Origin of the sequence: Halobiforma nitratireducens JCM 10879, from assembly GCF_000337895.1 — an archaeon.
GTDB lineage: Archaea > Halobacteriota > Halobacteria > Halobacteriales > Natrialbaceae > Natronobacterium > Natronobacterium nitratireducens.
On sequence record NZ_AOMA01000091.1, the window covers coordinates 43,669 to 60,268 of the forward strand.

General features: G+C 65.9%; 15 protein-coding genes. 9 read left to right on the forward strand and 6 right to left on the reverse strand.

What is annotated here, in order from left to right:
• Window positions 1–6: 6 nt before the first annotated feature.
• On the forward strand, window positions 7–594 hold the full coding sequence (locus tag C446_RS09180; protein WP_006672810.1) for a response regulator transcription factor: 588 nt from the start codon (window positions 7–9) through the stop codon (window positions 592–594).
• Window positions 595–717: 123 nt separating this feature from the next.
• Here the strand turns inward: C446_RS09180 and C446_RS09185 are convergent, their stop codons facing one another.
• From C446_RS09185 to C446_RS09195, 3 genes are all read right to left on the reverse strand, one after another.
• Window positions 718–2,871, reverse strand: a complete 2,154-nt coding sequence (locus tag C446_RS09185) for a PAS domain-containing protein (protein ID WP_006672811.1) — start codon at window positions 2,869–2,871, stop codon at window positions 718–720.
• Between the two features lie 222 nt (window positions 2,872–3,093).
• Window positions 3,094–4,122 carry an ornithine cyclodeaminase family protein gene (locus C446_RS09190; RefSeq protein ID WP_006672812.1) on the reverse strand — a complete coding sequence of 343 codons (1,029 nt, stop codon included), beginning with the start codon at window positions 4,120–4,122 and terminating at the stop codon, window positions 3,094–3,096.
• A 60-nt stretch (window positions 4,123–4,182) separates the two neighbouring features.
• Window positions 4,183–4,548, reverse strand: a complete 366-nt coding sequence (locus C446_RS09195; RefSeq protein ID WP_006672813.1) for a winged helix-turn-helix domain-containing protein — start codon at window positions 4,546–4,548, stop codon at window positions 4,183–4,185.
• A gap of 129 nt (window positions 4,549–4,677) precedes the next feature.
• On the opposite strand from C446_RS09195, the gene C446_RS09200 reads away from it, so the two are divergent.
• The 3 genes from C446_RS09200 (at window position 4,678) to C446_RS09210 (ending at window position 7,800) form a co-directional block, all read left to right on the forward strand.
• A complete protein-coding gene (locus tag C446_RS09200) occupies window positions 4,678–5,364 on the forward strand; it encodes a cob(I)yrinic acid a,c-diamide adenosyltransferase (protein ID WP_006672814.1) in 687 nt (228 codons plus the stop codon).
• A 106-nt stretch (window positions 5,365–5,470) separates the two neighbouring features.
• Window positions 5,471–6,280 (forward strand): ABC transporter ATP-binding protein, encoded by an 810-nt coding sequence (locus tag C446_RS09205; RefSeq protein ID WP_006672815.1) that lies wholly within the window; start codon window positions 5,471–5,473, stop codon window positions 6,278–6,280.
• A complete protein-coding gene (locus C446_RS09210) occupies window positions 6,277–7,800 on the forward strand; it encodes a hypothetical protein (protein WP_006672816.1) in 1,524 nt (507 codons plus the stop codon). Before C446_RS09205 ends, C446_RS09210 begins: the two co-directional genes overlap by 4 nt.
• Before the next feature lie 297 nt (window positions 7,801–8,097).
• Here C446_RS09210 and C446_RS09220 read toward each other — a convergent pair whose 3' ends face one another.
• Window positions 8,098–8,601, reverse strand: coding sequence for a DUF2243 domain-containing protein (locus C446_RS09220; protein WP_006672818.1), 504 nt, complete (start codon window positions 8,599–8,601; stop codon window positions 8,098–8,100).
• A gap of 198 nt (window positions 8,602–8,799) precedes the next feature.
• Here C446_RS09220 and C446_RS09225 point away from each other — a divergent pair, with 198 nt between their 5' ends.
• Both C446_RS09225 and C446_RS09230 read left to right on the forward strand, forming a co-directional pair.
• Window positions 8,800–9,012: a hypothetical protein gene (locus C446_RS09225; RefSeq protein WP_006672819.1), complete on the forward strand. Its 213-nt coding sequence runs from the start codon at window positions 8,800–8,802 to the stop codon at window positions 9,010–9,012.
• A gap of 94 nt (window positions 9,013–9,106) precedes the next feature.
• Window positions 9,107–10,789 (forward strand): cobyric acid synthase, encoded by a 1,683-nt coding sequence (locus tag C446_RS09230; RefSeq protein ID WP_006672820.1) that lies wholly within the window; start codon window positions 9,107–9,109, stop codon window positions 10,787–10,789.
• Window positions 10,790–10,797: 8 nt separating this feature from the next.
• On the opposite strand, the gene C446_RS09235 is transcribed toward C446_RS09230, so the two are convergent.
• Complete coding sequence (locus C446_RS09235; RefSeq protein ID WP_006672821.1) at window positions 10,798–11,187, reverse strand: ribbon-helix-helix domain-containing protein; 390 nt, start codon at window positions 11,185–11,187, stop codon at window positions 10,798–10,800.
• Between the two features lie 306 nt (window positions 11,188–11,493).
• Here C446_RS09235 and C446_RS09240 point away from each other — a divergent pair, with 306 nt between their 5' ends.
• Both C446_RS09240 and C446_RS09245 read left to right on the forward strand, forming a co-directional pair.
• Complete coding sequence (locus tag C446_RS09240; RefSeq protein ID WP_006672822.1) at window positions 11,494–11,745, forward strand: MTH865 family protein; 252 nt, start codon at window positions 11,494–11,496, stop codon at window positions 11,743–11,745.
• A gap of 223 nt (window positions 11,746–11,968) precedes the next feature.
• Window positions 11,969–14,065: a bacterio-opsin activator domain-containing protein gene (locus C446_RS09245; RefSeq protein WP_006672823.1), complete on the forward strand. Its 2,097-nt coding sequence runs from the start codon at window positions 11,969–11,971 to the stop codon at window positions 14,063–14,065.
• Between the two features lie 367 nt (window positions 14,066–14,432).
• Here the strand turns inward: C446_RS09245 and hutH are convergent, their stop codons facing one another.
• The gene (gene hutH / locus C446_RS09250) at window positions 14,433–16,055 is read right to left on the reverse strand and encodes a histidine ammonia-lyase (RefSeq protein WP_006672824.1); all 1,623 of its coding nucleotides are present in this window, start codon (window positions 16,053–16,055) and stop codon (window positions 14,433–14,435) included.
• Window positions 16,056–16,234: 179 nt separating this feature from the next.
• On the opposite strand from hutH, the gene C446_RS09255 reads away from it, so the two are divergent.
• Window positions 16,235–16,588 carry a DsrE family protein gene (locus C446_RS09255; protein ID WP_049920131.1) on the forward strand — a complete coding sequence of 118 codons (354 nt, stop codon included), beginning with the start codon at window positions 16,235–16,237 and terminating at the stop codon, window positions 16,586–16,588.
• The last annotated feature ends 12 nt before the right edge of the window (window positions 16,589–16,600 follow it).

Below are 16,600 nucleotides of genomic sequence, written 5' to 3' on the forward strand. Positions count from 1 at the left end.
CGCTGGATGGGGACAGACACGCCGTCAGTACTGATCGTCGAAGACGAGCCCGACCTCGCGAACCTCTATGCCGCGTGGCTCGAGAGCGAGTACGATGTCGAGACCGCCTACGACGGCGACGAGGCGCTCGCAGCGATCGACGAAACGATCGACGTGGTGTTACTGGACCGTCGGATGCCCGGTCTCTCCGGCGACACCGTTCTCGAGACGATCCGCGAGCGCGACCTCGACTGTTACGTCGCGATGGTGACCGCGGTCGAACCCGACTTCGACATCGTCGGGATGGGGTTCGACGACTACCTCGTCAAACCCGTCTCGAAAGACGAACTGTTCCGTATCGTCGATCAACTGCTGTTGCGCTCCTCGTACGACGAACAACTCCGTGAGTTTTTCGCGCTCGCGTCGAAGAAGGCGCTGCTCGACGCCGAAAAGTCCGAGGCCGAACGCGAGTCGAGCCAGGAGTACGCCGAACTCGAGGATCGACTCGCGGCGCTGCGGGTGCAGGTCACCGAAACGACGACGGAGTTACTCGAAGACGGAAAGTACCGACAGCTCTGCCGGGATATCGGTTCCGAGCCCGTTCTCGAGGAGTAACGGAGAGCTGTTCTCGGATCACTGTTGGGCAGCTACAGCCAGTCTCCGACGCCGGGGAGCTACGTCTCGACTACCGAGTCGCCTGGTGCTGGGCCCTGCCGAGGCGGAGACGGAGACGGCCCGCTACCCGGTGTTGTCGCCGGAGCCTGCGTCGGAGTCGGCGCGGTGAAACACACCTGAACCGTCGGCTCCGTGTCTCGCGTCAGGCTCGCGCTCACGCTCACGCTTACGCTCACGTGTCGCGCTACCTGGGTCGTCTACGACCTCGAGCGTGGTGACCTCCCGAATCTCGATTCGGGTACGGGATTCGGCGTCGGCGTCCGTGTCCGCGTCCGTGTCCGCATCCGTGGAAACGCCGGCGGTCTCGATCGACAGCTCCCAATCGTGGGCCTCGGCGATGGCACGTACCAGCGCGAGTCCCAGGCCCTCGGCGGTACCGGTACCGACTCCGACACCGGGAGACGGACCGATCTCAGTTTCGGCTTCCGACGACTCGTCGTTTGCCGGCGACGACTCGAGGAGTCGTTCGTGGGTCGTCTCGGGCGATTCGTCGGCGTCGTCCTGGAGATAGAATCCGCGGGACTGACCCGGTTCGTCGACTCCGACGAGTCCGACACGAACCGTCACGTCCGGCGTGCCGTTTCCGGTACCAGCCTCGGTACCGGAATCGTCCGACGAGACGCCATCGCGGGCAGCCGCATCGTCGAACGCCGTCTCGAGGAGGTTGACCAGCCGATCCGCGTCGGCCCGAACGGTCGCTGGCCGTTCGACGACGACCTCGTCCTCGTCGAGCCGCGAGGTGGTTGCTGCCGCCTCGACGGCACGATCCAGTCTGACGCGGCTTCGGGTTCCCACGGTCGACGCGCTGCGGGCGAACTCCCGAACGTCGTCGACGAGTCGCTCGGCGCGGTCCAACGTCGTCTCGACGGAGTCTTCCGCGAGCGGGAACTCCCACCCGAGTTCGTCCTGTTTCGCGTCGTCCTCGTCGAGTCGATCGGCAACCGTCTCGAGTTGCTGTTTCAGGTCACTCGAGAGGACGTTTGCGACGCCCTCGAGGCGCTCGGTTTGACGCTCGAGTGCCTCGGTGCGTTCACGGAGGATGCGCTCGCGTTCGGCTCGTTCGAGCGCTGCACGGATGTTCTCGGCCAGCGTCGAGAGCAGTTCCACGTCGGTTTCGTCGAATCGATCCGGCTCGAGCGAGCCGGTCATGAGCACGCCGTGGGTGCCGATCGGCGCGATGATCTCGGAGCGAAGCGGCGTCTCCGGGTTGTAAAGCTCCGCAGCGTCGGAGAGGTCGTCGAACCGCTCGACATCGCCGCCTTCGAAGACCTGCCAGACGAGCCCGTCACCCGGATTGAACCGCGGTAGCCCGCCGAACTCCTCGTAGGCACCGGCAGTCCCGGCGACCGGATCGAGGTAGCCTTGCTCGTCGTCGAGCAGCCAGATCCCGCTGATGGGCAAATCGAGCAGATCGCTGCCCGAGTGAACTGCGATCGCACAGATCTCCTCGGGATCGTCCGACTCGAGCAGCCAGCGGGTCACTTCGTGTAGCGAGGCAGCGACCCGCTCGTACTCGTGCTGGTCGGTGATGTCGCGAACGATCACGGCGATCGTCGCTGCCTCGTCCTCGATCGGGACGAACCGCATTTCGGCCATCCGATCGACGCCGTCAGCACGGGCGATCCGCGTCTCGAGTTGTCGTTTCTCGGCGCTCCCGACGTCGACGTCGGCGATCGCCCGTCCCATCTCGACGGCGTCCTGATCCTCGATGTCGGCGATTTCGGGAACGATTTCGACGTGTTCACCGACCAGTTCCGTCCGATCGCGGCCGAGTAGCCGTTCCATCGCGCCGTTGGCCGAGACGATCTTTCGGTTCCGATCGAGCGTGATCACTCCGTCTTCGATCGCCTCGATGACCGCGGCGTGTTGTGCGATAGTCGTCTCCTGTTCCTTGCGCTCGGTGACGTCGCGCATGTACACCGACAGCCCGGTCTCGGAGGGGTAGGCCCGTGCTTCGAACCAGGTCTCGAGGTGGGCGTGGTAGATTTCGAAAGTAACGGGGACCTGCTCGTCCATCGCCCGGTGAAAACCGTCGGGGAACTGCGTCTCGACGGTCTGGGGGAACTCGTCCCACATGACTCGCCCGATGAGGTCCTCTCGAGACCGTTTCAGCAGCGTCTCGGCTCTGTCGTTGAGATAGGTAAATCGGAAGTCAGTATCGAGCGCGAAGAACGCGTCCGAGACGCGGTCGACGATCGGAACCGATCGAACCGTCACGGCGTATCACCCACCGTCGCGTTGCTCCCCCGCCGGTTCCCACACCTGCACCCGGTACGTACACTGCGGCCGCGGTCGGTCTTCATTGTCTCCATATACAGTCAGCCCACCTGAAAGGTCTACTGACGCTCTCCTACTACCCGGACCGTCTACTTCAGTTCCGTGGCCGTTCACATCTCGAGCAGGTTGCTTTCGAGGCGCGACCACGCCGACGCGATGGATTCACAGCGATACCGTCGTCCCGACGTCTCGATCGAGCGCCCGGTCGAAGACGACCGCTGCGGCTGCGGCGTCTAGCACGGCCGACCCGACGCTCTCGAGGACGACCGTTCCCGTTCCGGTCGCACTTTCGTCTCCGGACCCCTGGTCGTCGCTCTGGACCAACACCTCACCTAGCGGCTCGATGTCGTACTCGGGGTCAGGAGCCTCCCGTAGGTCACCGGTCTCGAGTGCCTCCTCGGGAACGTCCGCGACGATCCGTTCTGCGCGCTCGATCGTCTCCGCGTCGAGTTCGCGCATCTCGGGGGTGTACGCGCCGATTGCGATCACGAGCGTCGGCGGTTCCAAGGCGTCGCCCGGGAACACCGGCTCCGTGCTCGTCGTCGCGGTGACGACGACCGAGGCCTCCTCGACGGCCTCACGGGGGCTCGAGACGGCAGTCACCGACGCCGCGAGTTCGGCGTCGAGATCCTCGGCGCAGTCGAGGCGGGAATCGCTCGGCGAGTACACGCGGACCGACGCGATCTCGCGGTCGACCGCAGCGGCGATCGCACGGGTCTGCCAGCGGGCCTGCGTGCCAGCGCCGATGACGCCCACCTCGAGGGGGTCCGTCCCGGGAGCGAGTTCCCGGGCAGCCAGCCCGCCGATGCAGCCGGTCCGGGCGCTGGTGATTCGGTTGCCCGCGAGGTAGCCGACTGGCTGGCCCGTTTCGGCGTCCGCGAGGGCGATCTGGGCGGTGACGGTCGGGAGCCCCCGCTCGGGGTTGTCCTCGACGACGGTCGCGAGTTTCGTGGCGACGTAGTCGGCTCCGTGGACGTACGCCGGCATACAGAGTCCGGTTCCGTTCGGTTCGCCGATCGTTTCGCCCGCGTTCGTGTCGGTCTCGAGCCCCGCACCGAACGGGTAATGCGGTCGCTCGGGGCGTTCGACCTCACCTGTGGTTTGCTTCCGGAAGGCGTCGGCGACGACCGGCAACAGCGCCTCGAGGTCGAGGACTGTCGCGATGTCGTCGTCCGAGAGGAGCCGTACCATATCGTCCCGTCGTCAGCCGCTCACTTGAGTATCGCCATCCCGGCCCGACACGGTGTCACCTCAAAGCTCCCGCCGGAGTTCGGACCAGAGGCCCACCGATCCGGTCTTCGACCGCTCGAGGTCGACGGCGAACTCGCGGTCGTCCGTGAGGGAGATCGACACCCGCTCGAGGTCCGCGACGTACCGGGATTCCTGCCGGTTACGTGAGTGGACGCCGACGGTTTCGGTCACCAGATCGGCCTCCCGAAGCCGGTCGAGTTTGCGGTAGGTCGTCGACAGCGGGAGGTCGGTCCGATCGGAGAGTTCACGCGCCGTGAGGGGGTCTTCGAGGGTGGCGACGATGGCGCGACAGTCGGCGTCGTCCAGGGCAGCGACTACCGACGCGATATCGGGGGACCCGTCGGGCGACGAGACACCGAGTGACATGGGATACGAACGTGTTAGGAACGGAGCCACATGACACGTTTGGTCGGATTCTCGACCGGACAGTCGCTGGGGTCGGGAGGGCCGTGTCGGTCCGGTGTCTACATGTAGCGTCGGAGCGAGGGACTTCCTATGAGTGACGACGAGCGGCCGTCCACGGTCGAGAACACGCCCGGGCGAGGGAAGACACCCGAGACCGAACGGATCGAGGCCACAGCTCCCGAGGAGTTCGGCCTCGTCCAGGTCTGGTGGGGCGACGGGAAAGGGAAGACCACCGCCACGCTCGGGATGGGCATGCGTGCGGCCGGCCACGGCTACCGCGTTCACATGCTCCAGTTTATGAAAGGCGGTGCCTCGAGCGTCGAGGCCGTCCGCGGCGAGTACAACGCGATCGCCGCTCTTCCAGGCTTCAGCTACGAGAACCTCGGCCACTACGGCTGGCACGGGATGGCCGACGGCAGCGACGAGGAGAAACACCAGGCCCAGGCACAGGCCGGTCTCGAGCGCGCCCGTGAGCTCCTCGAGGCGGCGTCGGCGGCCGATCTCTCGGAGCCGATCGATCTCGACGCGTCGCCCGAAGGAGGCGTCCACATGCTCGTGCTCGACGAGGTACTCTACGCGGCCGACCGCGGCCTGATCGGCGAGGACGACGTGCTCGCCCTGATAGACGACAAGCCCGAGGCCCTCGAACTCGTGTTGTCGGGGAGCCACAAGGAACCGACGTACCTCACGGACCGTGCGGACCTGATCACCAACGTCCGCAAGCAGCGCCACCCGATGGACGACGGCCAGCGGGCCCGTCGCGGGACGGAGTTTTGAGCGGCGCTTGGCTGACCCACGTCCCGAACAGGTTCGTCTTTCCGCTCATCCCGAATCTCCGGTGCCGTCACGGCTATAACTGACCACTGCGAACCTGCCCGATCGGATGGCTGCTATTCGGGTCGAGGGGCTGTGCAAGTCGTACGGGTCCGTCCGCGCCGTGGACGAGATGGGGTTTCGCGTCGACCGCGGGGAGGTGTTCGGCTTTCTCGGACCGAACGGGGCCGGGAAGACGACGACGATCCGGGCACTGACGGGACAGATCGAACCCGACGCGGGGACGGTTCGGGTACTGGGCCGTGATCCCACCACCGAGCCGATCGAAACGAGACGGCACGTTGGCATCTTGCCCGAACAGGGGTCGCCACCGAGCTTTCTCACGCCCCGCGAGTACCTCGAGTTCGTCGGCAGCGTCCGCGACCTCGAGCCGTCGTACGTCGCCGAGCGGATCGACCGCTGGACCGACCGGCTCGGGTTCGGCGGGAAACTCGACACGCTCCACACCGACCTCTCGCGTGGCCAACAGCAGAAGGTGATGATCGCCCAGGCGTTCCTCCACGAACCCGACGCGGTCCTGATCGACGAACCCCTGGCGAACCTCGACCCCCTCGTCCAGGAACAGGTCAAGCGGTTCCTCGTCGCGTACGCGGCCGACGACAACGCCGTCTTCGTCTCGACGCACAATATCGAAGTAGCCGAGTCGATCTGTACCCGTGTCGGAATCGTCGCCGACGGGCGAACGGTCACCGAACGCTCGCTCGAGGACCCGCCGGCCGATGCCGACCCGCTGCTCGAAGTGTTCCTCGAGGAGGTGACCGACGCAGAGGCTCGCGACCTGCCCGCGTCTGCTCGACGGATCGTCGAGGACGGCATCGACGACATCGACGAGCCGAACCGCGAGGCCACCGAGCCATGACCCCGGACGCCGACGGCGGTGGCGATTCGCGAGGAAGTCGAACCTGGAACGACGACTCGAGGACGCGGCTCCTGTTCGCTGCCTTGCTGCGCGAGGAGTGGCGACTCCACGCGGGGCTGTTCGGCGGCTGGCGGTTCGCCGCGTTCCCCCTCGTCGTCGCCGCGCTGGCCGCGACCGGAGCGTACGCCTTGCTCGAGAGCGTCGGCGGAAGTGGGCTCACCGACGAGACGCTCCTGCTTTCCGTCCACCTGCTTACTGCGGGGTTTGGCCTCTACAGCGGGACGGCGGCGTTCGCGGGGTCGGATATGCTCGAGAACGTCTTCGGCGAACTCTCCTTTCTGTTGGGAACCGCGGCGACCCTGCCGCTGTCCCGTCGGCGACTGCTCGGCCTGTTCCTGTTGAAGGACGCGCTCTTCTACGCCGTCGTGTTCGTGTTACCGATGGCCGCCTCGGGGATCGTCCTCGCGCCGACGGCGTCGCCGGGAGCGATCGCAGCGACCGTCGGGGCGTTGTGGCTGTCGCTCTCGCTTGCCTTCGCGGCCGGGATGGCCGTCACCGTGGCCGCTATCGCGGCCCGAACCCGCGGCGTGCCGACCTGGGCGTTTGCGGCGGCCATCGCCGTCGCCGTCGCCGGCGCGTGGCTCGTGGACAGTGTGGGAGCGGCCGTTCGGGCCGTCGTGGTCCCGTTCGAGGCCGGTCTTCCCGTTGCGGCCGGAACGGCAGTCGGGACCCTCCTCCTCGCAGTCGTGGCGGTCGCGGCGTACGACCCGACGTACGGCCGCCCGACGCGGACCGTCGGTGATCGCTTCGTCAGCCTCAGCGACCGCCTGCCGCTCGGGGACGGCTCGGAACCGGGAACGAACGCACTCGTCGCGAAGACGCTGCTCGATCTCTCCCGGTCCTCCGGCGGCGTCTGGAAGCCGCTGGTCTCGGCGACGATCCTCTTTGCCCTCGTCGCGGCGCTGGTCGGCATCGTCGGATCGATTACGGGGATCGAGCCCGCGCCCGGGGTCTTCTTCGGCGGCGTGCTCGGCCTGTCGGCGTTTACGACCTACAACTGGCTGACCCAGTTCGACGACCTCGAGGCCTACCGAATCTATCCGGTCGGGATCGCGGACGTGTTCCGGGCCAAGCGGACGGCGTTCGTCCTCGTCGGCGCGCCGACCGTTCTCGTCCCCTATCTCGCGGCAGTGGGCTGGTTCGGCGCGACGCTGCTCGACGCCGTCGTCGGTGCCGTTCTGCTCGCGGGATACGGCCTCTACTACTACGGGCTCACCGTGTACGTCGCCGGCTTCGACCCGAACGAGTTTCTCTTCGACGCCGTCCGTTTCGGGACGTTCACGCTCGGCGTCGCCGTCGCGCTCGTTCCCGCGTTAGTGGTCGGCTTCGTCGTCGTTCCGCCCTCGATCGCGTCGGGAACTGCACTCGCAGGGGCCGGACTCGGCTTCGGCCTCGTCGGATACGTCCTCTCGAGTCGCGCGGGGCCACGCTGGCAGCGACAGTACAGAGCCGATCGGTAGGACGGCAGCTACAGCCCGGTGTTCTTTGCGACGGGAACTCGTCCGTCCGAGGAGTGCATCGCCGAACCGTTCTCGCCACCGTCGGAGCCGCGTCGGTCGGGTCCCTCGCGGGCTGTCCCGGCGTAGGGAAGCGACTCGCCGGGGTCGGCGGACGCTCGGCCGCGACGACGCCTGGCGCGAGCTCGTCGTCGATCCGCCCGGGGGCGTCTACGTTCCGCCGAACGTCGACGAGATGCGATCGCTCGAAGCGACGACCGTCGACGGTCGCCGGCTGTCCGTCCACGCGTCGCGACCCACTCACGGCCGAACGCGGTAGCCGTCCGCCGAGCGGAGCAGGAGTCCGCCGGCGGCGAGCAGGGCGAGGCTCACCGCGAGCCAGTGGGGGTTCCAGGCCACCGTCCCGTGGACCACGTTATGCAGGTCGAGCACGTAGTGGCTGACGACGCCGTCGACGACGTTGAACGTACCCATGCCGACCACGAGCGCGCCGATGGCGTACCGTGCCGAGAACCGGGTAGCGGAGCCGTTGACGAGCCGCCAGCAGCCGGCGATACCGAGGCCCATCACGCCGAGCATCACCCCGAGAAAGAGCCCGTCGAACATGACGTTCGTCCGCAGTCCCTCGAAACTGTAGGGATCGTACGCCCCCGACAGCAGGTGGTGGGTCTGAAAGACCAGGTGGAAGAGAACGACGTCGACGACCGCGCCCAACCCGAAGCCAACGGTACTCGCCGAAAGCAGGAACCGACGACGCTCGCTAGACGCCTCCCGGCCGCTCGCTCGAGTCCGCTGGCTCGTCATACCGGTGAGACGGGAGTCGCGAGCAAAAGATGGACCCCGACGATTGCCACGGCGAGGGTGGCGAGGGGACGATCGAAGGGAGTCGACCGCGAAAGCGCGCGATCGAAAGGGACGAACGGGCGGACGTATCGCGGCCGGCCTAACGGACTTTCGTCTGCAAGGGCTACCGGGAACAGCCAATCCGTTGATACGACTATCATGCGAGTCGTCTACAAACCCGGAAACTCCTACGAGGAGATCGACTGCTTCGACTTCCGCGAGTACGAACACGGCGTCGTGCTTCACGACGAGCAGGGACACAACGTCGGCTACGTCCCCCACGAGATTCTGAGTCACATCGAACCCCACCCGGGCGAGGAGGTCGACTTCGAAGACGGGCAGCCGCCGGAGCCGGCCCACGACGAGGAGTAGCGGCAAGCTCACCTCGAGTCCGGCGACCGACAGCGACGATGCAGCCGGAACCGACAGGACGATAGGTGCCGCGGTAGCACTCGCGGACGAGCGGATGACCCGAACCCTGCTGGTCGCCGGCACCGCGAGTCACGTCGGCAAGTCGACGGTCGCGGCCGGAGTCTGTCGATTACTCGCCGACCGCGGCGTCTCGGTCGCGCCGTTCAAGGCCCAGAACATGAGTAACAACGCTCGAGTGGTCGCTCGCGCGACGGGCTCTGTGTCGACGGGCTCCGTGTCGACAGGCTCTACGTCGACGGGGGACGACACCACAAGCGACGAGCGGAGAGACGGGACGAGCGAACCCGACTCCGGCCGCTGGGGCGAGATCGGCGTCTCCCAGTTCGTCCAGGCTCGAGCGGCTCGGACGACGCCGACGACCGACTGTAACCCGGTGTTGCTCAAACCCCGCGGCGACGGGGAGAGCCAACTCGTGATCCAGGGTCGAGCAGTGGAACACGTTCCGGCCGGCAGCTACTACGAGGATCACTGGGAGCGAGCGCGGGCCGCGGCCGCAGAGTCGTACCGCCGGCTCGCCGCCGACCACGACGTGATCGTCGCCGAAGGGGCCGGCAGTATCGCCGAGATCAACCTCCACGACCGCGACCTGGCGAACATCGAGACCGCCCGGTTCGCAAACGCCGAGATCCTCCTGCTGGTCGACATCGAGCGTGGCGGCGCGTTCGCCAGCCTCTACGGTACGCTCGAGTTGCTCCCCGAGGACGTTCGCGAACGAGTCGCCGGCGCGATCGTCACCAAGTTCCGTGGCGATCCGTCGCTGCTCGAGCCCGGTATCGCGGAGATCGAGTCCCGGACTGGAGTCCCGATACTGGGGGTCGTCCCCTACGACGACCCAGGGCTCCCCGAGGAGGACAGCGTCGCGCTTCCCGGCGAAGGCGAGCGTGGCGTTCTCGGTGACGACGACGGCGTACCGCCGGAGCAACGCGTCCGGATTGCGGTCCCCCGGCTGCCCCGAATCTCGAACGCGACCGATCTCGAGGCACTGGCCGCCGAGCCCGGCGTCTCGGTGGTTTTCGTCCCGCTCGAGCGCGAACGTGGAAGCGAGGACAGTATGCGAGCGGACTCGAGCGAGCCTCGGGACCCACTCGCTGCCGTCGGGCCGGACGCCGTCGTCCTCCCGGGCACCAAAAACACCGTCGACGACCTGCTCGCGCTCCGCGAAGCGGGCTTCGCCGAGGCGCTGTCGCGTTTCGACGGCCCGATCGTCGGAATCTGCGGTGGCTACCAGCAACTCGGCGAGCGGGTCACGAACGCGACACTCGAGGGAACCGGCACGGCCGACACCGTCGAGGGGCTGGGGCTGCTCCCGGTCGAAACCCGATTCGAAGCCGACAAACACCTCGAGCGTACCACGGTCTCCGTCGACGGGTCGGCGACGCCGTTGCTCGCCGGCGCAACGGGAACGGCCTCGGGTTACGAGATTCACGCGGGCCGTACCCGAACCCTCGAGACCGTTTCGCAGCCCCTCGGGGATGCGAGCGCAGCGTGCGGTCAGGTGCTCGGCACGTACCTCCACGGGCTGTTCGACAACGAAACCGTTCGCCGAGCCTTTCTCGAGTCGGTCGCACGGGAGGCAGGAGTCGAGCTGCCGGGCGCGACGGTGTCCTCGGATCGAACGAACGGAGCAGGGCCGAACGACACGGACTCTCCCTACGATCGCGCAGCCACGCTCGTCGAAGAACACGTCGATCTCGAGGCTCTCGGTGACCCCTTCTGAGCTCTGGGTTATCTGGAACTGTTGCGGTAGGTCCCCAGCAGTTCCTCGAGGATGATACACTCCTGGTCGGTCGAGTCGTAGTGGGTGTCGATGTACCGCTCGGCAGCCTCGTAATCCCCGCGCAGCCCGTGTTTTCGGACCGTGATGACGGCATCGAGGAAGAACGTCCCACCGTCGGTACCCAGGGCCTTGGCGTGGTCCTCCTCGGTGATATCGATCTCGGACTTGATCTCGTCGAAATTGAACGTCTCGACTTCGTGGTCGGGGTTGATCAGCGTGAGCACGTACTCCGCGGAGAACCGATAGAACTCGGATTTGCTCTCGAACATACCGTCTTCGACGAGCGCGTCGATCTCTTCGACGACCTCGTCGGGGTACCTGACGGTATCCTTGGCCATACCCGGACTCTGCGCGCTACTAATGCATTACTGTTACGGAGAAATATTCAGTTGGAGACACGTTCGGGGCCAACGCGAACGACGACGGGCGTTCGGCTAGGCCGTCGATTAAGCTGCGGGGTATCCCCGCCGGTGTCGCGTTGTCGTTCCGAACGCGAATCGTCGCCCTCCATCGCCGTAAACTGGTGTTTGAGAGACACCGATCCCCACCTATCGTCCGACGTATATCCGGATAGCTAAAATATCAGCATGCCACCGGGACCAGTAAACAGATTTATTATTTATGGTGCGCAACTATGAGGTGCAATGGCAGACGAATCCGAAATCCGCGAGCAGATGATCGACGCGTTCGAAGAGGCCGACTACCCGATCTCGAGTCCGATGGACCTCGTACCGGCTCTGCCGAACGGGCCCGGCACGACGTTCGAGTCCGGTGACTTCTCGATGACTGCGATGGAACTGAACACGAAGACCTCCGGCGGGGACTTCCCGTACGACGACGTCGAGACGTTCGTCGACGACGTCGTCGAGGACCTCAAGGACCAAGGCGAACTGTAACGCCGCGTTCGAAGCCGCAGCGACGTTTTCGAGACCTTCGAGTCCCACGTCGGCCGGACGGGCCGGGTGGACCACGTTCCCGTCCGGCTCGATTTCTGCCGTAGCGATCGGAGACGGAGAAACGCCGCTCACGGAATCGACCGAGGAGGGGGTAGACCATCACATTCTTGTTGCGGGACGTGATCGAAAAACGAACGGGAACCGGACAGAAGGCAGGTCGCGAATGACGTGTGAACAAAGGGAGTCCCGAGGCGACGTGATCGCCGTCGTTACGACCGTATCGTACGAAGAGAGTCGGCTGTGTGAACTGCTGCAGGGCGTCGCCGAACTCGCCGTCATCCCGGTCGAGCAGGTGTCGGGCGACGACGGAGTCGAGATACGAATCGATACGACCATCTCGTCGTCCGAGGCCTGCGACGACGCAAAGCACATCTCGAGGGCTGCCGATGACGCGACCGTCGAGCCGGGAGCACCCGACGGGATCGTGGTCGAACTCCGAGGTCCGCAGCCGGAAACGCTCGAGGCGCTGCTCGAGCGGGTCCGCGGTGATCTCGTCGAGGCGGACGTACCGACGGTCGTCGCGCCCTGGACCGGTAGTGAGAAACTGGCGGCGACGGCGGTGCGGGTCGACGCCGACGAGTACGTCCCGGTCGAGGACGTTCGCGATCCGACGGATCGCATTCTCGAGTCCGTGTCCTCGCGATCGACGGAGTCGTCGGCCAACGTCGAGTATCAACACATCATCGCCGACGAACTCCCGGACGAGGCGTTCGTCATCAACGAAGACGGGGTCTACCTCGAGACGAAGATGAGCCGGGATTCCGTCGCGCTGTATACGATGTCGCCCGAAGAGCTGACCGGGAAACACGTCACTGACGCGTTTCCGGACGACGAGGCGAAACGCCTGCTCTCGTGTATCGACCGCGCACTCGAGACGGGCGAAGTCCAGTCGATCGAGTACGATGCACAAACCGTCGATGGCATCCGCAGGTTCGAGGCTCGCGTCGTCCCGGTCGACGACCGGATCGACGGCGAGCGAGCCGTCGTCTGGCTCGCCCGAGACATCACCGAACGGGCCGAACGGGAACAGGAACTTCGGTCCCGCCGGGCCGAACTCGAGACGCTGAACCGGATCAACGCAGTGGTGCGTCGGGTTATCGAAACACTCGTCGAGGCGTCGACGCGCGAAGCCATCGAGGAAGCCGCCTGCGAACAACTGGTCGCGTCGGACCTCTACTCCGGTGCCTGGATCGCCGAGCAGTCCGTCGACGGCGATCTCGCCTATCGGACGGATGCCGGCGAGGCGGAGACCTACCTCGAGCGCGTTCGGGAGATCGACATCGAGGACGAGCGCCCGGTCGAGCGGGTCGCGCGGACGGGTGATGTCGAGACCGTCAATCACGTCCTCGAGAACAACTCGCTCCCACCGGCGCTCGAGGACGCCGCTTGCGAGGACGAGGTTCGGGCTGCGATTGCCGTTCCGATCGTCCACGAGGACGTCACGTACGGAGTGCTTTCCGTGCTCGCGAGCCGTGAAGACGCCTTCAGTGAGAGCGAACAGGCCGGGTTCGAACTCCTCGGCGAGACGATGGGCTTTGCGATCATGGCCGTCCGAAACCGCCAACTGTTGTTTGCCGATTCCGTCATCGAACTCGAGTTTCGCATCGACGGCGGCGACTCCCTGTCGTTCGATCTTTCGGAAAAGTACGACTGTACCTGCTCGCTCGAGTGGGCTGGAACGGGAGCCGACGGCCGGACCTACCAGTTCGTGAACGTCGACGGAATCAGCGGGGAGACGGTACTGGAAGCGGCGAACGCCCACGAGTCGATCGAGGAGAGTCGAGTGATCCACGACGGGTCGGAGCAGTGTACGCTCGAGTTGCGGCTCTCGGAGTCGGGCGTCCGAACGCTCGCGAACCACGGTGCGACGCTCAAAGACGTCACGGTCACCGATGGGATCGGTACTTGTCTGATCGAGGTCCCACAGAACGCAGACGTCAGGGAGATCGCGGAAGCGCTGTCGGTCGTCTACGAGAACACGGAACTGGTCGCCCGTCGAGACGTGGATCGACCGATCAGGACCGCGGCGGAACGTCGCGACCGCATTCTCGACGAACTCACGGAACGCCAGCTCACGACCCTCCGACTCGCCTACTACGGAGGGTTCTTCGACTGGCCCCGCGAGAGCACGGGCGAGGAGATCGCCGAGATGATGGACGTATCGCCACCGACGATGCACCAACATCTCCGGAAAGGGCTCAAGACGGTTCTCGGCGAATTCTTCGAGGAGCACGGTAAATCGCCCGCGGACACCGATTGATATCGCCGGATTCGAGCGATTGGGGCGGCCGGTCAGTACCCTTTGGACGGTTTGTAACGATGTTTGTAACGAGTGACGAACACGCGAACGTGGGGACAGACCGTGCAGAAAGCGGTTCCGGGCTGCGAGGACGGTAGGTGGTGGGGTTCGAATGGGTTTCCTCGCACCCGATGGCCTCCGAGGTTGAAGGCAGCGACGGCTACGGACTCGAGGCGTATAACCTTATCCGAGCACGAGCCGAGGACAGGCCGGACGGCCGTTTACTGGGTCGGACACGGAATCGGCCCTGTACGGTTTACTGTGGCCAATTACCCCGGATCGCCGACCCGTTCGGGCGGTCGGCAGCACGTAGTTACAGCAATTCGTATCAGCTCCGGTCCGACTCCTCGAGTACGCTCTCGAGAACCTCGTCGACGAGCCCGTCGGTGACCAACGCGCTGGCGGTCTCGATATCGGTATGGACCGGTCGGTCGCCGGTTTCGACGAGCGGCGGGACGACTTCGCGGACGAGGTCCCGAACGGCGGCCGTCCCGGTACCAAGCGAGAGCGACTCGTCGCCGTCGAACGCGTCGTCGACGTACGCCGCGACTTCGGTCGCACAGACGAGTTCGGCTGCGAGAATCCAGGTGGCGTTCTCGAGGGCCGTTCGCACGCCCAGGGCCGACCCCGCGCTCATGCTGACGTGATCTTCCTGGCCGCCGCTGACGGGCGTGTTGTCGCTCGAGGCTGGGCCGATCGACCGGATTTCGTTGAGTAACGCGGCGGCGGTGTACTGGGCGATCATGTATCCCGACTCGACGCCGCTGTCAGCCGCGAGGAAGGGCGGGAGGTGGGGTTCCTGCAGGTTCGGATTCAGGAGGCGGTCGATTCGTCGCTCGGCGATGGCGGCGAGGTCGGTCAGTGCGAGCCGGACGTACTCGAGACGAAGGGCAAGCGGCGCGCCGTGGAAGTTACCACCCGAGAGTACGGATGCACGATCGGTGCCGGACGCGCGTTCCGGATCGACGACATCGTCGGGCGCGAACACGAGCGGGTTGTCCGTCGCACTGTTGAGCTCGACCGCGACGGCCTCACGGAGGTGCTCGAGGGCGTCACGAACGGCTCCGTGGACCTGCGGGAGACACCGAAGCGAGTAGGCGTCCTGGACGCGGTCGCAGTTGCGGTGGGCTTCGACGACCTCGCTGCCGGCCGTCAGCTGCCGAACGGCGGAAGCACTCTTCCGTTGCCCGTCGTGCGGTCGCACGTCGTGGATCGCGGGGTCCGAGGTCGCGGTCGTCCCGAGGCTCGTCTCGGTCGTCAGTGCGCCCGCAGCGTCGGCCGCACGGACGAGCCGGTCGCCGTCGACGACCGCGAGCGCGGCCAGGCCGACCGTCAACTGCGTGCCGTTGATCAGCGCGAGTCCCTCCTTCGGCGCGAGAGCGAGCGGCTCGAGACCGATTTCGGCGAGTGCTTGATCGCCGGGGAGACGCTCGCGGTCGCCGCCGTCGCGCTCGACGATCGCTTCGCCTTCGCCGACCAGAACCAGGGCCATGTGGGCAAGCGGTGCGAGATCGCCGCTCGCACCGAGGCTCCCCCGGGACCTGACGACGGGATGAACGCCCTCGTTACAGCACGCAAGGAGGTGGTCGATCACAACCTCGCGGATTCCGGAGTAGCCTTTCGCGAGCGCGTTGATCCGGGCGACCATCATCGCACGGACCTCCTCGCGCTCGAGGTCACGACCCGCACCCGCGGCGTGACTGCGAAGCAGGTTGTGCTGGAGTGTCTCGAGGTCCTCGGGTGGAATCCGCTCGTCGACGAGTTCGCCGAAGCCGGTGTTGAGTCCGTAGACGGCTTCGTCGCCGTCCATCACGTCCTCGACGCGCCGGCGTGACTCCCGAACGCGTTCCCGGGCCGACTCGGGGACGACGGCACGGGCGTCCTCTCGGGCGACGGCGACGACATCTTCGGGCGTCAGCGTCTCGCCGTCGAGTTCGATATCGGAGGTCATGCGGCGGCACCTCCAGAACTCGAGGCGGCGGTCAGTTTCGAGCTCGATCGTGTCAACCGCGCTTGCGACGATTCAGACCGTGTCTCGACCGAGTCGTCGACCGTCCCGACGATCGGTCGTGTGTCCGGCACGCACGCTCGGACAACGTCGGTTACCGTCCGTTTACGAGAGACGGCTGCATGACCGATGCTGCAATCGTCGTTCTCGCCGGTACCGAGTCGCCAGCCGACCTGGGACGCGTCGTCAACGCCTTGCAGACCGCCAAGGAGTTCGACGAGGAAGGCGACGATGTCACCCTCATCTTCGACGGTGCGGGCACCAAGTGGGTCCGTGAACTCGAGGACGAGGATCACGACTACCACGCGCTGTACGCCGCTGTCTCGCATCTCGCCGAAGTCTGTGTCTACTGTGTCGGAGCCTACGGGGTCAACGACGCGGTCGACGACAGCGAAGTCGACCGGATCGACGACTACGAAGGACACCCCAGCATCCGGTTGCTGGTCGCCGATGGAGCCGAGATCATCACGTTCTGATTCGGCAGTCGC

Excerpts from the sequence above, each read along its gene's own strand:
- C446_RS09210 (WP_006672816.1), top strand. The coding sequence starts at position 6,277 with ATGACCCCGGACGCCGACGGCGGTGGCGATTCGCGAGGAAGTCGAACC.
- C446_RS09230 (WP_006672820.1), top strand. The coding sequence starts at position 9,107 with ATGACCCGAACCCTGCTGGTCGCCGGCACCGCGAGTCACGTCGGCAAG.
- C446_RS09190 (WP_006672812.1), bottom strand. The coding sequence starts at position 4,122 with ATGGTACGGCTCCTCTCGGACGACGACATCGCGACAGTCCTCGACCTC.
- C446_RS09245 (WP_006672823.1), top strand. The coding sequence starts at position 11,969 with ATGACGTGTGAACAAAGGGAGTCCCGAGGCGACGTGATCGCCGTCGTT.
- hutH (WP_006672824.1), bottom strand. The coding sequence starts at position 16,055 with ATGACCTCCGATATCGAACTCGACGGCGAGACGCTGACGCCCGAAGAT.
- C446_RS09205 (WP_006672815.1), top strand. The coding sequence starts at position 5,471 with ATGGCTGCTATTCGGGTCGAGGGGCTGTGCAAGTCGTACGGGTCCGTC.
- C446_RS09220 (WP_006672818.1), bottom strand. The coding sequence starts at position 8,601 with ATGACGAGCCAGCGGACTCGAGCGAGCGGCCGGGAGGCGTCTAGCGAG.
- C446_RS09180 (WP_006672810.1), top strand. The coding sequence starts at position 7 with ATGGGGACAGACACGCCGTCAGTACTGATCGTCGAAGACGAGCCCGAC.
- C446_RS09235 (WP_006672821.1), bottom strand. The coding sequence starts at position 11,187 with ATGGCCAAGGATACCGTCAGGTACCCCGACGAGGTCGTCGAAGAGATC.
- C446_RS09255 (WP_049920131.1), top strand. The coding sequence starts at position 16,235 with ATGACCGATGCTGCAATCGTCGTTCTCGCCGGTACCGAGTCGCCAGCC.
- C446_RS09200 (WP_006672814.1), top strand. The coding sequence starts at position 4,678 with ATGAGTGACGACGAGCGGCCGTCCACGGTCGAGAACACGCCCGGGCGA.
- C446_RS09240 (WP_006672822.1), top strand. The coding sequence starts at position 11,494 with ATGGCAGACGAATCCGAAATCCGCGAGCAGATGATCGACGCGTTCGAA.
- C446_RS09225 (WP_006672819.1), top strand. The coding sequence starts at position 8,800 with ATGCGAGTCGTCTACAAACCCGGAAACTCCTACGAGGAGATCGACTGC.
- C446_RS09195 (WP_006672813.1), bottom strand. The coding sequence starts at position 4,548 with ATGTCACTCGGTGTCTCGTCGCCCGACGGGTCCCCCGATATCGCGTCG.